Genomic DNA, 21,831 nt, shown 5'->3' with positions numbered 1-21,831 from the left:
GGTCTTGCATGTCATCGGAATCGTTAAACCTGGTCATGGCGGGCAGTAGAAAACGCCGGATCAAGGATAAATTGGCCAAATATGGCGTCACCACAGGCGGAGCCCTGGTACTGGTGGCGCTGCTGCTCATCTTCTTTTATCTGCTCTATGTGGTGAAACCCATCTTCAATGGCGCCTCCATGGAGCCGACCGCCTCGTTTACCCTGCCTGCCGCAGGGAAGACCGCCTGGCTCGGCGTGGAAGAGCAGAACGAGATCGGCTATCGCTTCAGCGATAAAGGGCAGGTCAACTTCTTTGCGGTGCAGGGAGATGACAAGATCAAGGTCGGCCAGTCACTGGGTCAGGCTCAGGTTGCTGGTGACATCACCACGGTAGCGACCCCGGCACCGGGCCAGCGGCTGATCGCTTACGGCTTTGCCGATGGCAAGGCGCAGGTCGTCCAGCCAGCGTTTAAGGTCTCCTATCCCAACGATGTGCGGGTGATTGAACCCAGCCTGCAATATCCCTTCGGCGAAGAGCCGGTGGTGATCGACCCGCAAGGGAAGGCACTGCAACTGATGGTGTTCGAAGCCACCAAGGACAAGATGGCGACCGCCGCCGTGACCGAAGATGGTCGTGGAGTGATGACGGTGATGAACGGTGAGGAGAACTTCATCTCCGGGGAGATTGAGTGGAGCAGTGAAAACTACACGATTCCCTCCCTGCCGCGCCATGTGGATCAGATGTTGCTGACCCCCAATCTGCGGATCCTGTTCGTGCGCGAGGGCAATCGCCTCTCCGTCTATGACATTCATAATCTGAGCGAAATCTCCCTGCGTAACGTGTTGGAGATCAATGCCCCCAACGCCAATGTGACCCGGGTTCAGCTGCTCTCCGGCGCCTCTTCACTGCTGGTGGGTAATGACAACGGCGTGATTTCCCAGTGGTTCGAAGTGGCGAAGGATGGCAAACGCCAGTTCACCCAAATTCGTGACTTCAAGGGCGATGGCGCGGTAGACCTGCTGACTCCCGAGCACTTTCGCAAAGGCTTCATCAGTGCCGACAAGGATGGCATCATCAGCTTCTTCCACGCCACCGGCGAGACCAAGCTGCTGACCGAGACGGTGGAAGGGGGCGAACTCTCTGCCCTGGCCATCTCCCCCCGTCACAACCTGTTGCTGATGCAGCAAGGGAACAGCTTCAAGCTCTTCTCGGTGGAGAACGAACACCCCGAAGTGACCTGGTCTGCCCTCTGGCAACAGGTGTGGTACGAAGGGTATCCGGAGCCCCAGTATGTGTGGCAATCCACCTCCGCCAGCAACGACTTTGAAGCCAAGCTGAGTTTGGTGCCGCTGGTATTCGGTACGCTGAAAGCCTCTTTCTACGCCATGGTGTTTGCTGTGCCGCTCGGCGTGGCCGGTGCCATCTATACCGCCTACTTCATGTCGGCGGGGCTGCGCAAATACGTCAAGCCGACGGTCGAGATCATGGCGGCGCTGCCGACCGTTATCCTGGGCTTCCTGGCGGGTCTGTGGCTGGCGCCGATCATCGAGGGTGCCTTACCCGGGGTGATCCTGCTGCTGGTATTGCTGCCGATGGGGATGCTGCTGACTGCACTGCTCTGGAACTATCTGCCGGAGCGCGGCAAGTCCTTGCTGCCGGAGGGGTGGCACGCCATCCTGCTGATCCCGGTGCTGCTGCTGATTGGCTGGGGGGCCTTCGCCCTGAGCCCGCTCATCGAGAATGCTTTTATGCACGGCGATTCGCGCATCTGGCTGACTCACGAAATGGGCATCAAGTTTGACCAGCGCAACTCGCTGGTGGTCGGTATCGCCATGGGCTTTGCGGTCATCCCCACCATCTTCTCCATCGCTGAAGATGCGGTCTTCTCGGTGCCCAAGCACCTGACCCAGGGCTCGCTGGCACTGGGGGCCACCCCGTGGCAGACCCTGAGCCGGGTGGTGATCCTCACCGCGAGCCCGGGCATCTTCTCTGCGGTGATGATGGGTCTTGGCCGCGCCGTGGGCGAGACCATGATCGTGCTGATGGCTACCGGCAACACCCCCATCATGGACTTCTCCATGTTCCAGGGGCTGCGCACCCTCGCCGCCAACATCGCGGTGGAGATGCCGGAATCGGAAGTGGGCAGCTCCCACTATCGGGTACTGTTCCTCGCGGCCTTCGTCCTGTTTGTGTTCACCTTTTTGTTCAACACCCTGGCCGAATTTGTCCGTCAGCGGTTGCGTGAAAAATACAGCTCGATGTAAGGGGCGACTCTGTAATGGACAAGGAATCGACAATGGGTAAGTGGTTTAAATCAGGGGCCCCCTGGATCTGGATGACCGGCGGTGCCGTCAGCCTGAGTCTGGTGGCGGTACTGGGTCTGCTGCTGCTGATCGGCTGGCGTGGTCTGGTCTACTTCTGGCCGCACCCCATCTATGAGTGGCAGCTGGAAGACGCCAGCGGCAACAAGAGCGTTCTGATCGGCGAGATCAACGATCGCGAGCAGGTACCGGTAGAGCGACTGCGCGCCGCAGGTCTGGCGCTGGAAGGGGAAGAGCGCGAGCTGCTGACCCGCTATCTGGTCAAGACCGGCAACCGCGAGTTCGTTGACCTCGATTTTCGCTGGGTGCTGGAGACGGACATCAAGTCCCAGAGCCAGCCAGCCGAGCTGGCCATGGTTGAGCGTGCCACCAACGGCAACTTCTACGGCTATATCGTCGGGGTGAAAGAGGATGGCCGCGAGCTCACCTCTGATCTGCATCCTGCCTTGCAGCGGGTACTGGCGCGAGCCAATGCCCTTTCAGAACAGGCCAACGATCTGCAAAAAGGGGACATCGGCAGCATCAACTATCAACTGGAGCGGCTGCGCCTGAAAGAGCGCAAGGCCGAGCTGGACGACAAGCTGACCGATCAGCTCAAAGCCGAACTGGCCAGCGAGCGTCAGGCCCTCAACGATCGCTATCAGGTGCTGGAAAAAGAGCTCTTCTCACTGCGTAGCCAAGCGGACCGCGACGCCATCACCGTCAAGGATATGCGTGGCGAGTTGGTGACCATGCCGATGTCCAAGGTACTGGATGTGGTATGGCCCAACGACATGAGCCTGCTGGCCAAGGTGGGTCACTGGTTCCACCAGATCGGCAAGTTCGTCTCTGACGATCCCCGTGAAGCCAACACCGAGGGCGGGGTGTTCCCGGCCATTTTCGGCACCGTGTTCATGGTGTTCCTGATGGCGATCATCGTGACCCCGCTGGGGGTGGTGGCGGCAGTCTACCTGCACGAATACGCGGGCAAGAACAGCCTGACCAAGATCATCCGCATCGCGGTGATCAACCTGGCGGGCGTGCCATCCATCGTCTACGGCGTGTTTGGTCTGGGCTTCTTCGTCTACACGCTCGGTGGCTCGCTGGACCAGCTGTTCTACCCGGAAGCGCTGCCGAGCCCGACCTTTGGCTCACCCGGCGTGATCTGGTCGGCGCTGACCCTGGCCATCCTGACCCTGCCGGTGGTGATCGTCTCCACCGAAGAGGGGCTGGCGCGGATCCCGAGCACCATCCGTCAGGGCTCTTTGGCACTGGGCGCCACCCAGGCCGAGACCCTGTGGCGCATCGTGCTGCCGATGGCGAGCCCGGCCATCATGACCGGCCTTATTCTGGCGATCGCCCGTGCAGCCGGTGAAGTGGCGCCGCTGATGCTGGTGGGGGTGGTGAAACTGGCACCGACTCTGCCGATGGATGGCAACTTCCCGTATCTGCATGTGGAGCGCAAGTTCATGCACCTGGGCTTCCACATCTATGACGTCGGCTTCCAGAGCCCCAACGTCGAGGCGGCCCGCCCGCTGGTCTACGCCACCTCCTTCCTGCTGGTGACGGTGATCGTGGGTCTGAACCTGACCGCTATCGGTATTCGTAACCACTTGCGCGAGAAATTCCGGTCGCTGGAGCATTAATCCGGCGCCGCATGAGTGATACAAGAGTGAGATAACAGAGGGGCGGCCGAGCGCGAGCCGCCATCTCTCTGCACCAATACGTGAGGGGCACCGGCAGCAGTCCGGCCACTCCAGATAGATTTTGAGGTAACAGATGATCAACGTAACGACCACGTCTACCCAGCACACCGCGCTGGACCTGCTCAACCTGACCCCGGAGCAGACCGCGCTGGAGGTGAAGGATCTCAACCTGTACTACGGCAGCAAACAGGCGCTGTTCAACGTCAACATGAAGATCCCCAAAGGGCAGGTGACCGCCTTTATCGGCCCGTCAGGCTGTGGCAAATCGACCCTGCTGCGCTGCATCAACCGGATGAACGATCTGGTGGAGATCTGCCGCATCGAGGGGGAAATCCAGCTGCACGGCCACAACATCTATGACAAGAGCGTTGATGTTTCCGCCCTGCGCCGTCAGGTGGGCATGGTGTTCCAGCGCCCGAACCCGTTCCCCAAGTCCATCTACGAGAACGTGGTCTATGGTCTGCGCCTGCAGGGGATCAACGATCGTCGCACTCTGGATGAAGCGGCCGAGCGCTCCCTGCGCGGTGCGGCCTTGTGGGACGAGGTGAAGGATCGTCTGCACGACAACGCCTTCGGTCTCTCCGGTGGTCAGCAGCAGCGTTTGGTGATTGCCCGTGCCATCGCCATCGAGCCGGAAGTGTTGCTGCTCGATGAACCGACCTCGGCGCTCGACCCCATCTCCACCCTCACCATCGAGGAGCTGATCAACGAGCTCAAGAGCCAGTTCACCGTGGTGATCGTGACCCACAACATGCAACAGGCTGCGCGCGTGTCGGATCAGACCGCCTTCATGTATATGGGCGAGCTTATCGAGTACTCGGATACCAACACCATTTTCACCACCCCGGCCAAGAAAAAGACCGAAGATTACATTACCGGTCGTTACGGCTAAGGAGAGGAGAGGATGAATCTCAGCAAACAGATTGGCAGTCGGTTCAACGGCTAAGGCATAATCGGAGCAATCAAGGATTATTTGTATGGACAATATGAACCTCAATAAACACATCTCCGGTCAGTTCAATGCCGAGCTAGAGAGCGTGCGCAACCAGGTGCTGGTGATGGGCGGTCTGGTGGAGCAGCAGCTCACCGACGCCATTGCGGCGATCCACGATCAGGATCTCGATGCGGCGCGCAAGATCGTGGCCAACGACCACAAGGTCAACGCGATGGAAGTGGCGATCGACGAGGAGTGCACCCGCATCATCGCCAAGCGTCAGCCGACAGCCTCCGACCTGCGACTGGTGATGGCCATCATCAAGACCATCACTGATCTGGAGCGTATTGGCGACGTGGCCGACAAGATCGCCCGCATGCTGACCGACAACGCCAACAAGCCGCAGCCGCCGCTGGTGTCGCTGGAGAACATGGGCCGTCGCACCATCAAGATGCTGCACGATGTGCTCGACGCCTTCGCCCGTATGGATCTGGATGCGGCGCTGGCGGTCTACAAGGAAGATGACAAGGTAGACCGTGAGTACGAGTCCATCATTCGCGAGCTGATGACCTATATGATGGAAGATCCCCGCACCATCCCCCAGGTGCTCAACGTGCTGTGGGCGGCGCGGGCCATCGAGCGGGTTGGCGATCGTTGCCAGCACATCTGCGAGTACATCGTCTACTACGTGAAAGGCAAGGATGTGCGCCATACCAAGGCGGACGATCTGGGCACCTTGCTGGGCAAGGGCTAACCGGAAGTGAATAAAAAGGCGCGTGAAGCGCCTTTTTTGTTGCATAACTGGTCGGAGTAAGATAAAGCCCCCAACTGGCTGTTTTCTGATAGAATACTCCCCCTGTGTGAGTCCCGGATGGGCTCACGGTCCGGTCTCCCGGGCCCAGTTTGCCGTCTTGTGCTAAGGCGGGTGTAGCAATAGGTTAATCATGAGTTTTGCCGATAGTTTGTTCTTTTTAATGCTGCTGGTTGGCGGCAGTGTGTTCTTCTCCCTCTCCGAGATCTCTCTCGCCGCGTCTCGCAAAATCAAATTGCAGGTGATGGCGGATGAAGGTAATCGCCAGGCCGAAAAGGTGCTGGCCCTGCAGGCCCAACCGGGCAACTTTTTCACCGTGGTGCAGATTGGCCTCAATACCGTCGCCATTCTGGGCGGTATCCTGGGTGAGTCTGCCCTCAACCCCGCCATCAAGGGGATTGTCTCCCAGTTCTACCAGGGCCCCTGGCTTGGCGAGATCAGCTCCGGTGCCTCCTTCGTGTTCGTCACCGGCATGTTTATCCTGATCGCCGACCTGATGCCCAAGCGTCTGGCCATGACCATGCCCGAGCAGATTGCCGTGGTGGTGGTGCGCCCCATGCTCTTCTTCGTCACCGTGTTGATGCCGCTGGTGTGGGTCTTCAACGGATTGGCGAACACCCTGTTCCGTCTGATGCGCGTCTCCACGGTGCGTAACGACGAGATCACCTCCGACGATATCTATGCGGTGATGGATGCCGGTGCCGAGGCGGGGGTTATCCAGCGCGAGGAGCATCAGCTGATCGAGAACGTGTTCGAGTTGCAGTCCCTTGGTGTCACCTCTGCCATGACGGCCCGCGAGAGCCTTATCTACTTCACCCTGCAAGAGAGCGAAGAGAGCATCAAGGCCAAGATCGCCGAACATCCCCATAACAAGTTTCTGGTCTGTGACCACAACCTCGACAGCATCAAGGGCTTTGTCGATGCCAAAGAGCTGCTGATCCGCGTTATCGGCGGACAGAGCATCGACCTGATCGGTGGCAACCTGGTGCAGAACGTCATCATCATCCCCGATACCTTGAACCTCTATGAGGCGATGGAGTACTTCAAGAATCATCGTGGCGACTTTGCCGTGGTGATGAACGAGTACGCGCTGGTGGTGGGGATTGTCACCATGAATGACCTGATGAGTACTGTCATGGGCGAGTGGGCGACCCACGTAGTGGAAGAGCAGATCGTCCAGCGCGACGAGAACTCCTGGCTGGTGGACGGGGTGACCCCCATCTCCGACGTGATGCGCGCCTTCGATATCGAAGAGTTCCCCGAGAACCAGAACTACGAGACCATCGCCGGCTTTATCATGTATATGCTGCGCAAGATCCCCAAGCGCACTGACTCGGTCAAATACGCCGGTTACAAGTTCGAAGTGGTCGATATCGACAGTTACAAGATTGATCAGCTGCTGGTTACCCGGGTCGAACCGGCTGTGGCCGAGAAGCCAGCTCAGGAATCGTAAAAGGAGCGACATAAGAGTCATGAAGATGCAGTCTCATTCCCGTGCGCTGGCCTGTGTCGCGCTCGCCCTGGCACTGGGTGCTTGTAGTCAGAGTGCGCCGCGCAAAGCCACAGTGGCAGCCAAGCCGGTTGCCCCCAAGCCTGCCGTGGTCGTGCAGCAGCCGGATCCTGATGCGGTGGTGCAAAGCGGCATGGTCGAGCCGAGCCCGGTCTTTGACGAGCAGTACCACGGCCCGGACCAGGGGTCGCTGGAGTCGGTTACCGCCCTGTTTGCCCGTGGCTACATCGAGTCCGCCATGCGCGAGACCATGCTGGCGGCGGTGCACAACGACTATCCGCTGCTCGGCATGCGGGATGTGCGGTTGACCGATCCGGTCTCCAAATTCCTCACCTCCGAACATGCGGCCACCACGGCCCATGACTACCTCTATGCGGGTGTGCAGCGTCGCCTCGGTCGTCCGCTCAGCCCTGCCCAGTGGGAGCAGATCTGGCGCGGTTTGCCACAGCAGGGTCGGGTCTCCGACTGGGTCAAACAGATCAAGCGCGTGCTGGCCGGGCGTTAAGTCGCCAGCGGATCAAGATAGTGATGAGGCCACCTTCGGGTGGCCTATTGCATTTCTGCGTTTGCCTCGCCGTTTGCACGCTGATTTCTGCTGATACTGATTGCCGCCCGTGGCACTTTGTTTTATCTTGTTTTGGCCATCTAAACATCTATATGTTTTTATGGCTGCGTAATAAAAGGGCTTCCCAGGATGAAGCTGGACGATCTGCAGCGATTCGATGCGAAACCGCAGATCAACAAAACAAACAGATAAATACGCAAATAAACAACGCATATAACAAAGAGACACGACAGATGAAAACCAGGGAATTGTGGGTGCTGGATGGGGGCATGGGGCGCGAGCTGGCACGGCGGGGAGCACCGTTTCGTCAACCCGAGTGGTCGGCGCTGGCCTTGATGGAGGCGCCAGAGACGGTGCGTGATGTGCATCAGGCCTATGTGGCGAGCGGGGCCAGGGTCATTACTACCAATAGCTATGCGCTGGTGCCGTTTCATATCGGCGATGAGCGTTTCTTTGCCGACGGGGAGGGACTGGCAGCGCTGGCTGGTCAACTGGCCCGCGAAGTGGCTGACGAGCAGAAGGGCGCCGTGCAGGTGGCGGGTTCTCTGCCACCGCTCTTTGGCTCCTACCGTGCCGACCTGTTCAAGGCGGACCGGGTGAGCGAGCTGGCGATGCCGCTTATTCGGGCGCTATCCCCTTATGTGGATATCTGGCTGGCCGAGACCATGAGCCTGATTGCCGAGCCACTGGCCCTGAAAGCGCTGCTGCCTGATGACGGCAAGCCGTTCTGGGTCTCCTTCACGCTGGAAGATGAGGCGCCGGGCAACGAACCGCGACTGCGTTCCGGCGAGCAGGTGGCTGATGCGGTGACCGCGCTGGTGGCGGCCGGGGTCGATGCCATCCTGTTCAACTGCTGTCAGCCCGAGGTGATCGAGGGGGCCCTCGAGGTTGCTCGCGCCCGATTGCAGGCGCTGGGCCGCGCTGACATTCGCCTCGGTGCTTACGCCAACGCCTTCCCGCCGCAACCCAAGGAGGCCACCGCCAATGATGGGCTGGACGAGATCCGCGCCGATCTGGGGCCGCTGGATTATCTCGGCTGGGCCGAGCGCTGGCGCGCAGCCGGGGCGAACCTCATCGGCGGCTGCTGCGGCATCGGACCCGAGCATATTCAGGCGCTGAGCCGCCGGTTGCGCTAAGGAGCTTCCATGAAAGAGAGCAAGATTGGGCTCTGGTCACTCACCGCGCTGGTGTTCAGCTCCATGGTGGGGGCGGGGATTTTTAGCCTGCCCCAGAACATGGCCGAGGTGGCAGGCGCCCGCGCCGTGCTGATCGGCTGGGGCGTGACGGGTGTGGGCATCCTGGCGCTCGCCATGAGTTTTCTCTATCTGTCGCGACTCAGGCCGGATCTCGACGGCGGTATCTACAGCTACGCCCGCGCCGGTTTTGGCGAGCTGGTAGGCTTCTTCTCTGCCTGGGGCTACTGGCTCTGCGCCACCATCGGCGTGGTGGGCTATCTGGTCATCGCCTTTGCGGCGCTGGGCAGCTTTATCGACACCCCCGAGCAGATCTGGTTTGGTGAGGGCAACACGCTGGCAGCGTTTGTCGGCGAGTCCTGCATCCTCTGGGCTGTGCACCTGCTGGTGGCCCGTGGCGTGCAGCAGGCGGCGCTGTTCAATCTGGTGGCGACCCTGGCCAAGAGCCTGCCGCTGCTGCTGTTTATCATGTTCGCCTGCTACTGGTTCGATCCGGTCACTTTCGCGGCGGATCAGCAGGGCAGCACCCTGGCGATGCCGGTCTCCGAGCAGGTGCGCAACACTATGCTCATCACCCTCTGGGTCTTTACCGGTATCGAGGGGGCAGCGGTGTTGTCGGCCCGCGCCCGAAACCGGCGGGATGTGGGCACCGCCACCGTACTGGGGGTCGTGTTGGCACTGCTGCTCTATGTGCTTATCTCGGTGCTGGCGCTGGGGATATTGAGTCGGCCCGAGCTCGCAGCGCTGCCCAACCCCTCCATGGCAGGGCTGATGGCCCAGATGACCGGCTCCTGGGGCAAGCTGCTCATCAGCGTCGGCCTTATCGTCTCGGTGCTCGCCTCCTACGTGAGCTGGACCCTCTTCTCGGCGGAGGTGCCGTTCAGCGCAGCCCGCCACGGCGCATTTCCCGCAATCTTCCGGCGCCAGAACCGCAACGGGACGCCTATCGCATCGCTCTGGCTCACCAGCCTGACGGTGCAGACTTGCCTGCTGCTGGTGTGGCTGCTCGGCAAGGGCTACACCAGCCTGCTGCTTATCTCCACCTCGATGATCCTGGTGCCTTACCTGCTGATCGGCCTGTTCTTGCTCAAGCTTTCGTTCAGCAAGAAGGGGGAGGGCGGGCAGGGCCGCGGTCTGATGCGGGCGGTGGCGCTGGTGTCGAGCGGTTACGGCTTCTGGCTGCTCTACGCTGCCGGGGTGGAGTATCTGCTGCTCTCCTTGCTGCTCTACGGGCCGGGTCTGCTGCTGTTTCTCTACAGCCGTCGTCAGCTGGGCGCAGATCTTTGCCTGAGTGGTCGCGAGCGGCTGTTGGCCGGAGTGACCTTGCTGAGCCTGATCCCCGCCGTCTGGTCGTTTGCCCATCTCTGATATCGAAGATATGACTGACCATAAAAGAGAGCGCCACCGTGGCGCTCTCTTGCTATCAGGGACTTGCTATTAGGGGCGAAGGCTCAGCGGCTGGCAGGTCCGGCCGGTTTGCCAAACAGCACCGCGAGTTTTTGTCGCCAGGGCAGGCCACGGGCGTCATGCAGCATGTCGCGCCACTCGTGGAAGGTGAGGGTGAGGGGGTTGAAGCTGTGGAGCGGCTTGGTGATGCCAAAGCGACACGGCTCGGCCGGATCTTCTTCCACAAAGGTGCCAAACAGCCGATCCCAGATGATCAGCACCCCGGCAAAGTTGCGGTCTATGTACTTGGCGTTGCTGGCGTGGTGCACCCTGTGGTGGGAGGGGGTGTTGAAGACCCACTCAAGCCAGCCGAGTTTGCCCACCACCTGGGTGTGGACGAAGAACTGGAAGCCCAGACTCAGCAGCACGGTGGCGACCACCGCCTCGGGCGGGAAGCCGATAACGATCATCGGGATCCAGAACAGCCACATGCCGGAGATCGGGTACATCAGGCTCTGGCGAAAAGCGGTGGAGAGGTTGAGCCGCTGCGAGCTGTGGTGCACCACGTGGGAGGCCCACAGCCAGCGAACATGGTGGCTGGTGAAGTGGAACAGCCAGTAACAGAGATCCTGCAACAGGAACAGCAGTAGCACACTCCAGAGATTCAGCTCGATATCGAACAGTCGCCAGCCCCAGAGGGTGTCATACAGATAAGCAATGGCGATGGCCGCCAGCGCATCGCCCCCCTGATGCATCAGGGCCAGGGCGGCGTTGGCGAACAGATCCCGCCACTGGTAGGTGGCGGTGGGAAAGGCCGCGCCATGTTTGCGCAGGTAGAGCATCTCCCAGCCGACAAAGGCCAGAAAAACCGGGGAGAGGTAGAGCAAAAGCAGTTGCACATCCATATGCGGCCATCCATTCAGAGCAATTGCTCTCCAGCATAAAGGATGGTTTTAATATTTCATTAACATTTTTCAGCCAACGAAGAGATGGCATGAAATATGGCGCGCCAGCAGAGGAAGGCGCAGTGGATGGCTATGCTTGATGCAGGCTTTTTCAGGAGGTGCTGGCTTATGCGCGTCTGGTGTTGCTTGTTGTTGGGGTTGTGCATGATGGCGCACGCCAAGACCCGGGTCGAGATCCTGGCGGATGCCGCCTATCCTCCCTACTCCTGGCAGGAGGGGGAGGAGGTCAGGGGGATCTATGCCGACATCATCCGTGAGGTGACCTCTGCCATGCCTGACTATGAGGTGGTGCTCAAGCCCATGCCGTGGCGGCGCGGTCTGAGCATGGTGGAGCAGGGGGCCGCCTTCGCTATTTTTCCACCTTACTACATGCCCGATACCCGCCCTTACATGTGGCCCTACTCCCAGCCGATGCTGGATGAAGAGCTGGTGGTGATGTGCGGCGCCAGTGTGGCGGCTAATACCCCGCAGGCCAGATTTCCGCTCGACTATCATGGTTTACGCTTTGGCATGAACGCCGGTTTTGCCGTCGGCGGCGATGCCTTTTGGCTGGCGGTAAAAGAGAAGCAGATCGACGTGGAGGAGGTGAAAAGCAATCGGGAGAACCTGCTCAAGATTGTTCGCGGCCGGGTCGATTGCACCATCAATGATCGCCTCTCCCTGCTCTATGAGTTGCTCAACATGATAAAGGCCGATCAGCTGGCGGTGGCCGATATGTCCCTGCTCAAACAGGGGCCGGTGCTCAGCAAGGAGCAGGGGTTTCTCGGCTACAGCCGCAAGGGAGAGTATCCCTACAAACAGGCCTTTATCGACCAGTTTGACAAGGAGCTCTATCAGCTCAAAAAACGTGACGGGGTGAAAGTGATCGTGGAGCGCTATTTGGGAAAGTCCCCGCGCTGAGCCGATGAGAGGGGCACTCGGGTTCAGCTGGGTTAAGCCTGCTCAGCGTGACACACAAGCAGAGGGACCTTGCGGTCCCTCTTCGTTTATCCAGCAGAGCATGTTGGCTACAGCACCTGACTCAGGAACTGGCGCAGACGCGGGGAGGGGGGATTGTCGAAGAAATCGGCCGGTTTTTCATCCACCAGCAGTTCGCCACTCTCCATAAAGAGCACCCGATCCGCCACCTCGCGGGCAAAGCCCATCTCGTGGGTCACCACCACCATGGTCATCCCTTCGCGGGCGAGTCCCTTCATCACATCCAGCACTTCCCCCACCATCTCGGGGTCGAGCGCACTGGTGGGCTCGTCAAACAGCATGATGCGTGGCTGCATGGCGAGCGCCCGGGCAATGGCCACCCGCTGTTGCTGACCGCCGGAGAGCTGGGAGGGATAGCTGGCCGCTTTCACCGACAGCCCCACTTTCAGCAGCAGCGCCTTGGCTCTGTCTTCGGCCTCACGGCGCGACAGGCCACGCACCTTTTGCGGGGCGAGACAGATGTTGTCCAGCACAGTCAGGTGGGGAAAGAGGTTGAAGGACTGGAACACCATACCCACCTCTTCCCGCAGCTTGTTGACATCGCCCGGCTCGGTCAGGCAGATGCCGTCGACCACGATGTTGCCGTCGTTGATGGTCTCCAGCTGGTTGAGGGTGCGCAGGAAGGTCGATTTGCCCGAGCCGCTGGGGCCGACGATCACCACCACTTCCCCTTCGGCGACCTCGGTGCTGACGTTTTTCAGGGCATGCACTTCGCTGCCGTAGAACTTCTCTACACCGGTCGCTTTGATGATGGGATCAGTTGCTGCGCGCATATTTCGCCTCCAGAAAACGAACCGGGAAGGCGAAGGGGGTGTCGGTGATGGCTGCACTTCTCGACGCCTGTGGCACCTTGATGATGGGATCAGTTGCTGCGTGCATATTTCACCTCGAGACGGCGTACCAGAAAAGAGAGGGTGCCGGTGAGCACCAGATAGAGCAGGGCCACGGTAAACCACACCTCGAACGGGCTGAAGGTGGAGCTCACCACCTCGCGCCCCGCCTTGGTCAGGTCGGTGATGGAGATGACCGAGACCAGCGAGGAGTCCTTGATCAGGTTGATGAACTGGCCTGCCAGCGGTGGCAGCACCCGCTTGAACGCCTGCGGCAGGATGACGTAGCGCATGGTCTGTGCCGAGGTCATACCCAGGCTGCGGCCCGCCTCCATCTGCCCCTTGTGGATGGAGCTGATACCGGCGCGGACGATCTCCGCCACATAGGCACCGGTAAAGACCGCCAGTGCCGCGACCCCGGCGGTGAAGCGATCGAGGTTCAGCACGGTACCGATAAAGAAGTAGACAATAAAGATCTGCACCAGCAGCGGCGTACCGCGGATCAGCTCCACATAGGTGATGGCCAGATTGCGCAGGGCCGGATTGGGGGAGAGGCGCGCCAGCCCGGCCAGGGTGCCAAGCAAAATGGCGAAGATGCCTGCCACCAGCGAGAGCTTGACGGTGACCCAGACGCCCCAGGCGATGGGGCCTGCGGTCCAGCTCAGTTGGGTGTCGAGGGTATCGCCACGAAAAACGGTATCCCCTTCGGCGACTTGTACGCCGGTACTGGCAATGGCTTGCCGCACATTGGGGTCGAGATCGTCTTGCAGGAACAGCTTGCCCTTCTCGGCCTCGCTGGTGCCCGCCATCACGGTGCCGTCAAATTCGGCGAGATTCTTCTGCTCCGCCTGATAGGCGATGTATTGGGGAATGCGTTCCCAGCGCCAGGTGTAATCCACAGACTGGACAGCCTTGTAGATGCCGAATACGGCAACCAGCAGCATCAGCAGGAAAACCCCATGCCAGAGCAGCTGATTGGGCTGTTTTTCCATCTGTCTTGTCGGTTTGGGTGTGTGCACAGTCACAACCTCTTCTCGTTATTGTGTGGGGAGCTGCGTGGTGCAAGGGCGGCAATGCGCCGCCCCCCGGAGGTTATTTGAGCTGGTTCAGCCAGGCGTTGGATTCGAACCACTTCTTGTAGAGACGGTCGTAGCTGCCATCGCCCTTGATCTGGCGCAAGTAGTTGTTGAACCAGTTGAGGGTGTCCTGATCCCCTTTGCGGATGGCCCAGGCCAGCGGCTCGAAGGTGAACGGCTTGTCGAGGTGCACCACGGCGCCCTGATTCTGGGAGGCGAAAATAGCGTTGTAGGGCAGGTCATAGACGAACGCATCGACCTTGCCATTGATCACTTCCAGCTTGGCGTCATCCTGGGTTTCAAACTGCAGCAGGGTGGCTTTGGGGATCAGGCGCTTGACTGCCTGCTCGCCGGTGGTGCCGAGCTTGACCGCGATCTTGTATTTCGGGTCGTTGAGGTCGGTGAAGGATTTGATTTCGCCCGCCTTCTCTTTGCGCAGGACTATGGTCTGGCCGACCACGATGTAAGGATCGGCGAAGTTGACTCGCAGGTTGCGCTGGGGAGTGACGGTCATGCCGCCCATGATGACGTCGAACTTGTTGGTCAGCAGCGCCGGAATGATGCCATCCCAGGCGGTGTTGACGAACTCGACCTTCACGCCCATCTCTTTGGCGACCATCTTGGCGAGATCCACGTCAAAGCCGATGTATTGGCCCTGCTTGTTGGTCATCTCGAAGGGTTGATAGCCTGCATCGAAGCCGACTCGCAGCACGCCGCGTTCGAGCACGGCATCCAGGGTGGAGGTGGGGGCAGGGGTCGGGGCCGCCGTGGCGATCCCGCAAAACAGCAGGGTAGAAAGAATCAGTTTTTTGATCATAAGTGACGTCTCTGTCGGTGGTGTGTTCGGCCTTGAACCTGATCCCGTGCGACTCCGTGGCACAAGAGACTGCTGCATCCGGCAACAGGCAAGACAGGATGAATGTCTTGAGCGGGACAAAAGCCCCATATGAGATGCTATGAATAGTGGTTGAGTGAAAAATGTACCAAAAACAGATTGTGTCAGAAGACTCAACAGGTTAGAGGCATTTATTGCTCATGGCTTCATTCATAAAATCACACGAAAACAACATATCTATCTAATTGAGTGGGTTCAAGCCCAAATTATCCCCAAGACATTTTGTTACAAAGTCAGGGCGCCGCTTGCGGCTCTTATTGAGTTTCTGGGCTCCGTAAGAGGCTTTTCATGGGGTTAATACGAATACACATTGGCGGGATATCACACGCATTGCTCTGTTTGTCAGCAAACGAACGGGCTTTATTGTGAAAACCATCAAGTCGTACTGGGTCTTGGCAAACGCTTCTCATATACTCAGTTACCCTCTCTGCATGGCTTTGGTATGGACGCCTCACTACTGCTTAAGCTGGATATTTTTACCTTGATGATCATGGCCTTGTGTGGCTATTGTCTCGGTTTCCTCACTCTCACCATCATTCGCGTTACCCACAACGATATTCCCGGCGTCGGGGTCTGGTGGTGGTCCAGTCTGTTTGCCATGCTGGGTCAGGCGGGATTTGCCAGCCTGCTGTTGACACCCACCCCCTATGGCTCCTGGGTGGGTAATGTCTTCCTGATTTTTCATGTGTCGTTATTGCTGGTTGCCCAACGCTGTTTCTTCCGTCAATCGCCGGGCTGGCCTGTCTGCTGGGGATTCATCCTGCTGTTTGCCGCCGTCATGACCTGGTCGGTCGCCATCGATGGCCGGATTGCGGTGCGGGTGATGATCAGCAGCGCCACCTTCCTCATGCTCAGTTCGCTCATCATCTGGCAGCTCTGGCGTCACGGCCGACCCGATTATCAGGTGGCGGTCTGGGTGCTGATTGGCCTCAATCTGGTGCTGATCGCCATGACCCTGATGCGGATGTTTACCGTGTGGGGCGAGGTGATCGAAAGCCCGTTCCAGCGTCAGCTGTTCAACGTGTTGCCCTATGTCTCCATGCTGGTGGGTAGCTCCATGCTCACCTTCGGGGTGCTGCTGCTCTGCAACCAGCACCGGGCGTTGGAGCTGCGCTATCAGGCCAGTCATGACCCGCTGACCGGGTTACTCAATCGCCGTGGTTTTATGGAACGTCTGGCCCGGGGACGCCCTGCACAGCAGGGGGCGCTGGTGGTGCTCGATCTGGATGACTTCAAGCAGATCAACGATCGGCATGGTCATGAGGTGGGGGATCGGGTGCTGGAGCGGGTCGGGTTGGCAATGCGCGAGCTGGAGGGCGTATTGGCCAGTCGCTTTGGGGGCGAGGAGTTTGTGCTGCTGTTTCGCCATGCCACCGCAGAGGAGGCGATCGCCCGTTGTCAGTCACTGCGGGTTCAGCTTGCGGCCAGCGAAGTAGAAGGGATCCATATCACCGTCAGCATGGGTATTGCTCACTGGCAGGGGGAGTGGCACTTTGACAGCCTGTTCAGCCGTGCGGATGACGCTCTCTATCGGGCCAAGCGGGAAGGGAAGAACCGGGTCTGTCAGGCTGCCTGATGCCGGAATAGGTTCAGGAATAAAATCAGGGCGCGGTGATCCGCGCCCTGTCTGTTTGCCGGCTATGACTTGTCAGATGCCACCCGCTACTCTGCATTCGTTTGAGGGGTTCTCGGTGCCTGCGCCTTGAGGAAGGGGAGCAGCAGCAGGGCCGAGACGCCCGCTGCCACCGAGATCACCACGAAGAAGCCGTTCCAGTGCCAGATCTCCATCACCTTGGCCAGCGGATAGCCCGACAGCGCCGCCCCCATATAGGCGAACAGCCCGACAAAGCCGGTGGCCGCCCCCGCCGAGTTCTTGTGGGAGCACTCCGCCGCCGCCATGCCGATCAGCATCTGCGGGCCAAACACGAAGAAGCCGATGGTAAAGAAGCAGGCCGCCTGCATCACATAGCTGAAGAAGGGCATCAGCCAGAGTGACCCCACCGCCAGCAGGATCCCCACCGCAAAGATGAGGTTCATCGGGCCACGGTTGCCGTTGAACAGCTTGTCCGATCCCCAGCCCGCCACCAGCGCACCGATAAAGCCTCCCACCTCGAACATGGAGATGGCCGAGTTGGCGCTCATCAGATTGAAGCCGCGCTGCTCGGTCATGTAGAGATTGCCCCAGTCATTGATGGCGGTGCGCACCACATAGACCAACACGTAACAGCATGCGAGCAGCCAGATATAGGGGTTACCCAGCACATATTTGCGCAGGATCTGGCGATGGGAGAGCCCCGCATCCTGGGTCTGCTGGGCCAGCTCCATCGCATCCTTGCGCCACTCGCCCACTGTTGGCAATCCCATGGCGCTCGGGGTATCCCGCAGTCGCCAGCAGAGGAACAATCCCGCGATGATGGCGATAAGGCCGGGCACTATCATGCCGTAGCGCCAGCCATGTTGCAGAGCAATGGTGCTGACGATAAGGGGAATGAGCGCGCCGCCGACGTTGTGGGCGGTGTTCCAGGCCGACCACCAGACCCCGCGCTCGGTGCGCGAATACCAGCTGGTGAGCAGCTTGGAGCAGGGGGGCCAGCCCCAGCCCTGGAAGAAGGCGTTGGCGACCCAGAGGGCGGCAAACATCCAGAGTGCCGACGAGAGGCCGAACAGGATATTGATAACGCCGGTGGCCATCAGTCCGACACCCATGAAGTAGCGCGGGTTGGCGCGGTCACTGATGATGCCGGAGAAGAACTTGGAGCAGCCGTAGGTGATGTAGAACAGGGTCCACAGCATGCCGATATCGGACTTGTCCAGCATGCCGCTCGCCAGCATGTCCGGCATGGCGAAGTTGAAGCTCTTGCGAGTGAAGTAGAAGACCGCGTAGCCCAGATACATGGTCAGCAGCAGGTGCAGCCGCCAGTGGCGATAGGTGGTGTCGATCTCGGCCTGATCCCGGATAAGGGGCCGGGGCGGCGCACTTCTCATAAAACTCAGCACAGGCAGGCCCTCTGGTGGTGATTAGCCATGACTCTCCTCCCGTCTGCGACTGGGCAGGTTGACCGTCAGCTGGGTGCCGTGGATGCAGGAGAGTTGCAGACGGCCCCCGAGGGCCTGTACCCGCTCGCGAATACCGAGCAGGCCATAGCCCTGCTGCGGGCGGCTTTCCGGCAGACCGCGGCCATCATCTTCCAGCACCAGTTGCAACTGCTCGCCGCTGGCACGGGCGCGAATGGTTACCGAGTGGGCGTTGGCATGTTTGACCACGTTGTTGAGCCCCTCCTGACAGACCCGAAACAGGGTGACCCGCTGGGCATCGGAGAGATCCCCATCCGCCAGCTGCCACTCCAGACGGGTGACGATGCCGTGACGTTCCAGCTCCAGCTCCCTCAGCAGTGCCCATACCGCCTGTTCCAGAGTCATGTCGTCGAGCTGGCGCGGGCGAAGCCGCCCGAGCAGACCGCGCACCGCGTCATAGATCCCGAGCGACAGTGTGTCGATCAGGGCGCTGCTCTGGCCCACCCCGGCGTTGTCGGGGGCGAGGCGGCGCACGATCCCTGCCTGGGTTCGAATTGCTGTGATGGTCTGGCCGATGTCGTCGTGCAGCTCGCGCGCCACCTCCTTGCGGATACTCTCCTCGGTCTCGAGCAGCCGTTCGGTGAGCTGGCGATTGTGGGCGAGCTGGCGGGTCAGCGCCTGATTGAGTTCGCGCTGGCGCTGGATCCCGGCGCCGAGCAGCAGGCCGGTGAGGCTCTGGGCCAGCAGGGAGAGCAGCAGATCGAGGGGGTGATCATGCCAGGCCTGACTGGCCAGCAGGGCGATGGTGTTCATCAGGGTGGCGAGCAGTGCCCCCTGCCAGCCGTAGCGCCACGCCATGGCGATGATGGGGATGGCGAGACAAAATGGGGTGAAGCGCACCAGCGAGTTGGGCAATCCCAGTTGCAGCCAGAGGCTCAATACGAACAGCAGCAGATACCAGACCAGATGGCGAAAGCGCCACTCTACCGGCTGATCCACCAGCGCAGGGCCGAGCGGTACCCAGGTGGCGCGGGTGAGGTAGTGCCAGATCAGCATGCAGGTGGAGGTCAGCGTCAGCCCGCCGGTCAGGCTGAGCAGCAGGGCCGAGAGGCCATCTTCCCCCGCCAGATGCCAGAGCAGGGCTTGCAGCAGCGCCGCCGCCGTGACGGTTGCGAGCAGCAGCAACAGTTGCTGCCAGTCGTTGCGCACCTGCTGGCGACGGGCAATCAGCAGCGGTAGCAGGGTCAGCAGACTGCCCGCGACCAGCCAAGGCCAGTGGGGCAGCCCCACCTCCAGATTGAGCCAGTAGAGCAGCAGCCCTTCGCACAGCAACAGCGGCGGCCAGTAGTGGCCGGGACTTTGCAGCAGCAGGCCGAGGCGCAGGCCGAAGGGGAACAGCAGCACCGCCAGCGCCGGGCCGCCCGCCAGATGCAGGCTGATGCTCCAGAGGCAAAACCAGCCGGCGGCAAAGATGAAGCAGGCCGCCAGCGCGATGGCGACATAGCTGGCAAAACGGGAGATCACCAGCTATCCAGCATGCGGTGGGCCAGCTCGACGTTGTTGCTGACCTTGAGCTTGTCCATCAGGTTGGCGCGATGGACGTGGACCGTTTTGGGGGAGAGACCGAGCTGCTCGGCGATGGCCTTCACCTCCAGCCCTTGCGCCAGCAACTGGGCAATCTCCCGCTCCCGATTGGTGAGGGGATCTCGGCTGCTGCTGGCCAGTTTCTGGGCGATGTCCGGCGTCAGATAACACCCCCCCTGGGCGGCGGTGCGCACGGCGGCGATCAGCTCGTCCGGGCTGCAGCGCTTGGAGAGAAATCCCTTGGCGCCGGTTTGCAGTGCCTGCTCGATGAGGGCCGGGCTGTCGTGCACCGAGAGCATCACCACAGCAAGGCCGGAGGGGAGCTGCTTGAGCAGATCCAGCCCCGATTGGTCGGGCATCGAGATGTCGCAGACGCAGACTCGCGCCCCGCTGCCGGGCAGGCCGGCAAGGGCGTCGCTGGCGGAGCCGAATTCGGCGACCACCTGCAGGTCTGGCTCCAGATTGAGCAGTTGGGCAAAACCGGATCGGACGATCTGGTGATCGTCGATGAGGGCAATTTTTATCATGATGTCAGCCTGAAATTCGGTGCGTCATGACCATGACGCGGCCAACAAGATACCTGCCCCCCGAGTCAGGCTCAAGCAGCAGCAGGAAAAGGGGCTAAAAACCGGGGGGCAAGGTGCGCAAAGCTTGATCGGGATCAGCTGGCAAGGGCGAGCAAGCGGGCTGATCAACAGGGGGATGACCAGCCCGGGGGATTCAGCGGTGCAGCTCGCCGGCGCGCTCCGGCTGATAGACCACTTCCAGAATTTCGACCTCGATGGTGCGACCGGCCGGGCCCGGCCAGGCGATGCTGTCGCCCACTTTCAGACCGAGCAGGGCGCTGCCCACCGGCGCCAGTACCGAGATGTTGCTCTCGTCGCCCTTGGCATCGCGCGGGTAGACCAGGGTGAGGCAGAACTCGTTGCCGCTGCTCTGCATCTTGAAGCGTACCTTGCTGTTCATGGTGACCACGTCCGGCGGCATGTCGGCCGGTTCGCGGATCTCGGCGCGGTCCAGCTCCTCTTGCAGGGCCAGATGCTGCGGGTGGTTGCCAAGCAGTTGTTCGATACGGTCCAGATCAAGGCTGGAGATAACCAGATGAGGTTGTTTCATAAGATATTCCTTATCAATAGCGGATAGGCCCATACCGGCGGGTGCAGGTTGGCCATCACGCAAAGTGTTACAAAAATGGATTCAACAGGTTCAATCGATTGAAAATGCCATGCCCCCAAGCGACTCGCGGCCGAAGGAGCGAGGCGGGGGCTCAGCAGGGTGTGAGCAAATGCGAGGAAATAGCGAGTATTTTCATGGGGCTACCATAACCATTCTGGCCGGCCTTGGCAACCGCGATTGAGTGACTACTCAGGAGCCTGATAGTTGTACTGACGGATGATCCGCGCCAGTGTGCCATCATGGCGCATCTCGTCGATTACGGCTTGCCAGCGACGTCCCTCGGTGAAGGGGAACTCCTTGCTGGCGGCGACATAAAATTGGGTACGCATCAGAGTCTCCCCACGTACCAGCCGGTCGGTTGGCAAATCACCAAGGCGCTGGTTGTAGAGGATGGCGTTCCAGGCGGCCACCCAGGCATCGATACGGCCCCGATGCAATTTCTGGGCATTGAGCTTCTCGGTGGCCACGGTATCACTTTCAAGCTTAAGTCGTTGTCTGAGCAGATGCTGACCGAAGGAGTAGCGCAAGGTGCCGATCTGCAGCGGTGGGAGATCTGTCACTTTGAGGGGAGAAGGATGAAAGCGGCGATCGCTGACGATGACAAAATCGTCATCGAGTATCGGTGTTACCCAGTAGTAGAGGTGTTCCCGTTGAGTGCTGCGTACCGGCGGGATCAGCAGCACATCCTTGCGGTGGATAGCCTGAGTGAGGGCTCTGGCCAGTGGCATCAGCTCGATGGTGAGCGGTTCTTTGAGGCGTCGGGCGGCCTCTTCCATGATCTCGATGGCGACACCGCTTGGTTTGCCGTGAGAGGAGCGAATGACATAGGGGGGCAACTCGGCTGCCACCAGCACAATAGCCTGGGCACCGGTGTTCACCAGCAATAACAGCAGGGCAAAAAAGGGCAGGCAGAGAGCGCGCATCA

The 21,831-nt window shown here is 60.3% G+C and carries 20 protein-coding genes; 10 read left to right on the top strand and 10 right to left on the bottom strand.

Features of this window, described 5'->3' with window-relative positions; genetic code table 11:
* Positions 1-8 precede the first annotated feature (8 nt).
* The 8 genes from AB5Z02_RS13425 (at position 9) to AB5Z02_RS13390 (ending at position 10,369) form a co-directional block, all read left to right on the top strand.
* Positions 9-2,246 (top strand): ABC transporter permease subunit, encoded by a 2,238-nt coding sequence (locus AB5Z02_RS13425; RefSeq protein WP_368216153.1) that lies wholly within the window; start codon positions 9-11, stop codon positions 2,244-2,246.
* Positions 2,247-2,278: 32 nt separating this feature from the next.
* Positions 2,279-3,928: a phosphate ABC transporter permease PstA gene (pstA, locus tag AB5Z02_RS13420; protein ID WP_005359546.1), complete on the top strand. Its 1,650-nt coding sequence runs from the start codon at positions 2,279-2,281 to the stop codon at positions 3,926-3,928.
* A 133-nt stretch (positions 3,929-4,061) separates the two neighbouring features.
* Positions 4,062-4,880, top strand: coding sequence for a phosphate ABC transporter ATP-binding protein PstB (gene pstB / locus AB5Z02_RS13415; RefSeq protein ID WP_005334102.1), 819 nt, complete (start codon positions 4,062-4,064; stop codon positions 4,878-4,880).
* An 85-nt stretch (positions 4,881-4,965) separates the two neighbouring features.
* The gene (gene phoU, locus AB5Z02_RS13410; RefSeq protein ID WP_005334097.1) at positions 4,966-5,676 is read left to right on the top strand and encodes a phosphate signaling complex protein PhoU; all 711 of its coding nucleotides are present in this window, start codon (positions 4,966-4,968) and stop codon (positions 5,674-5,676) included.
* A 190-nt stretch (positions 5,677-5,866) separates the two neighbouring features.
* Positions 5,867-7,186: a hemolysin family protein gene (locus AB5Z02_RS13405; RefSeq protein WP_088869414.1), complete on the top strand. Its 1,320-nt coding sequence runs from the start codon at positions 5,867-5,869 to the stop codon at positions 7,184-7,186.
* A 19-nt stretch (positions 7,187-7,205) separates the two neighbouring features.
* Complete coding sequence (locus AB5Z02_RS13400) at positions 7,206-7,748, top strand: hypothetical protein (RefSeq protein WP_181222201.1); 543 nt, start codon at positions 7,206-7,208, stop codon at positions 7,746-7,748.
* Between the two features lie 293 nt (positions 7,749-8,041).
* On the top strand, positions 8,042-8,944 hold the full coding sequence (locus AB5Z02_RS13395; protein ID WP_368216152.1) for a homocysteine S-methyltransferase family protein: 903 nt from the start codon (positions 8,042-8,044) through the stop codon (positions 8,942-8,944).
* 9 nt (positions 8,945-8,953) lie between these two features.
* Positions 8,954-10,369 (top strand): basic amino acid/polyamine antiporter, encoded by a 1,416-nt coding sequence (locus AB5Z02_RS13390; RefSeq protein ID WP_368216151.1) that lies wholly within the window; start codon positions 8,954-8,956, stop codon positions 10,367-10,369.
* Between the two features lie 83 nt (positions 10,370-10,452).
* On the opposite strand, the gene AB5Z02_RS13385 is transcribed toward AB5Z02_RS13390, so the two are convergent.
* A complete protein-coding gene (locus AB5Z02_RS13385) occupies positions 10,453-11,292 on the bottom strand; it encodes a sterol desaturase family protein (RefSeq protein ID WP_368216150.1) in 840 nt (279 codons plus the stop codon).
* A gap of 168 nt (positions 11,293-11,460) precedes the next feature.
* Between AB5Z02_RS13385 and AB5Z02_RS13380 the strand changes: the two genes are divergently transcribed.
* Positions 11,461-12,252, top strand: coding sequence for an ABC transporter substrate-binding protein (locus tag AB5Z02_RS13380; protein WP_042053220.1), 792 nt, complete (start codon positions 11,461-11,463; stop codon positions 12,250-12,252).
* 107 nt (positions 12,253-12,359) lie between these two features.
* Here AB5Z02_RS13380 and AB5Z02_RS13375 read toward each other — a convergent pair whose 3' ends face one another.
* The 4 genes from AB5Z02_RS13375 to AB5Z02_RS13360 all read right to left on the bottom strand — a co-directional run bounded on the left by AB5Z02_RS13375 (position 12,360) and on the right by AB5Z02_RS13360 (position 15,053).
* Positions 12,360-13,103 carry an amino acid ABC transporter ATP-binding protein gene (locus AB5Z02_RS13375; RefSeq protein WP_111899708.1) on the bottom strand — a complete coding sequence of 248 codons (744 nt, stop codon included), beginning with the start codon at positions 13,101-13,103 and terminating at the stop codon, positions 12,360-12,362.
* Positions 13,087-13,209, bottom strand: a complete 123-nt coding sequence (locus tag AB5Z02_RS13370; RefSeq protein WP_265177200.1) for a hypothetical protein — start codon at positions 13,207-13,209, stop codon at positions 13,087-13,089. The genes AB5Z02_RS13375 and AB5Z02_RS13370 overlap by 17 nt, the downstream gene beginning before the upstream one ends.
* The gene (locus AB5Z02_RS13365) at positions 13,193-14,152 is read right to left on the bottom strand and encodes an amino acid ABC transporter permease (RefSeq protein WP_040066206.1); all 960 of its coding nucleotides are present in this window, start codon (positions 14,150-14,152) and stop codon (positions 13,193-13,195) included. The genes AB5Z02_RS13370 and AB5Z02_RS13365 overlap by 17 nt, the downstream gene beginning before the upstream one ends.
* A 100-nt stretch (positions 14,153-14,252) precedes the next feature.
* Positions 14,253-15,053 carry a transporter substrate-binding domain-containing protein gene (locus AB5Z02_RS13360; protein WP_005334079.1) on the bottom strand — a complete coding sequence of 267 codons (801 nt, stop codon included), beginning with the start codon at positions 15,051-15,053 and terminating at the stop codon, positions 14,253-14,255.
* A gap of 520 nt (positions 15,054-15,573) precedes the next feature.
* Here AB5Z02_RS13360 and AB5Z02_RS13355 point away from each other — a divergent pair.
* Positions 15,574-16,707 (top strand): GGDEF domain-containing protein, encoded by a 1,134-nt coding sequence (locus AB5Z02_RS13355; protein WP_157161037.1) that lies wholly within the window; start codon positions 15,574-15,576, stop codon positions 16,705-16,707.
* Between the two features lie 86 nt (positions 16,708-16,793).
* Here the strand turns inward: AB5Z02_RS13355 and AB5Z02_RS13350 are convergent, their stop codons facing one another.
* From AB5Z02_RS13350 to AB5Z02_RS13330, 5 genes are all read right to left on the bottom strand, one after another.
* Entirely contained in the window at positions 16,794-18,128 is a 1,335-nt protein-coding gene (locus AB5Z02_RS13350; RefSeq protein ID WP_151287095.1) for an MFS transporter, read from the bottom strand.
* Positions 18,129-18,149: 21 nt separating this feature from the next.
* A complete protein-coding gene (gene uhpB / locus AB5Z02_RS13345) occupies positions 18,150-19,670 on the bottom strand; it encodes a signal transduction histidine-protein kinase/phosphatase UhpB (RefSeq protein WP_368216149.1) in 1,521 nt (506 codons plus the stop codon).
* On the bottom strand, positions 19,667-20,257 hold the full coding sequence (gene uhpA / locus AB5Z02_RS13340) for a transcriptional regulator UhpA (RefSeq protein ID WP_005334071.1): 591 nt from the start codon (positions 20,255-20,257) through the stop codon (positions 19,667-19,669). The genes uhpB and uhpA overlap by 4 nt, the downstream gene beginning before the upstream one ends.
* Positions 20,258-20,450: 193 nt before the next feature.
* Positions 20,451-20,846 (bottom strand): nucleoside diphosphate kinase regulator, encoded by a 396-nt coding sequence (rnk, locus tag AB5Z02_RS13335; RefSeq protein ID WP_005334070.1) that lies wholly within the window; start codon positions 20,844-20,846, stop codon positions 20,451-20,453.
* 245 nt (positions 20,847-21,091) lie between these two features.
* On the bottom strand, positions 21,092-21,829 hold the full coding sequence (locus tag AB5Z02_RS13330; protein ID WP_043823459.1) for an ABC transporter substrate-binding protein: 738 nt from the start codon (positions 21,827-21,829) through the stop codon (positions 21,092-21,094).
* Positions 21,830-21,831 lie beyond the last annotated feature (2 nt).

It is taken from the genome of Aeromonas sp. R2-3, from assembly GCF_040908375.1.
GTDB lineage: Bacteria > Pseudomonadota > Gammaproteobacteria > Enterobacterales > Aeromonadaceae > Aeromonas > Aeromonas veronii.
The sequence above is the reverse complement of the archived record's forward strand: the minus strand, read 5'-3'. Positions and strand labels throughout refer to the sequence as shown.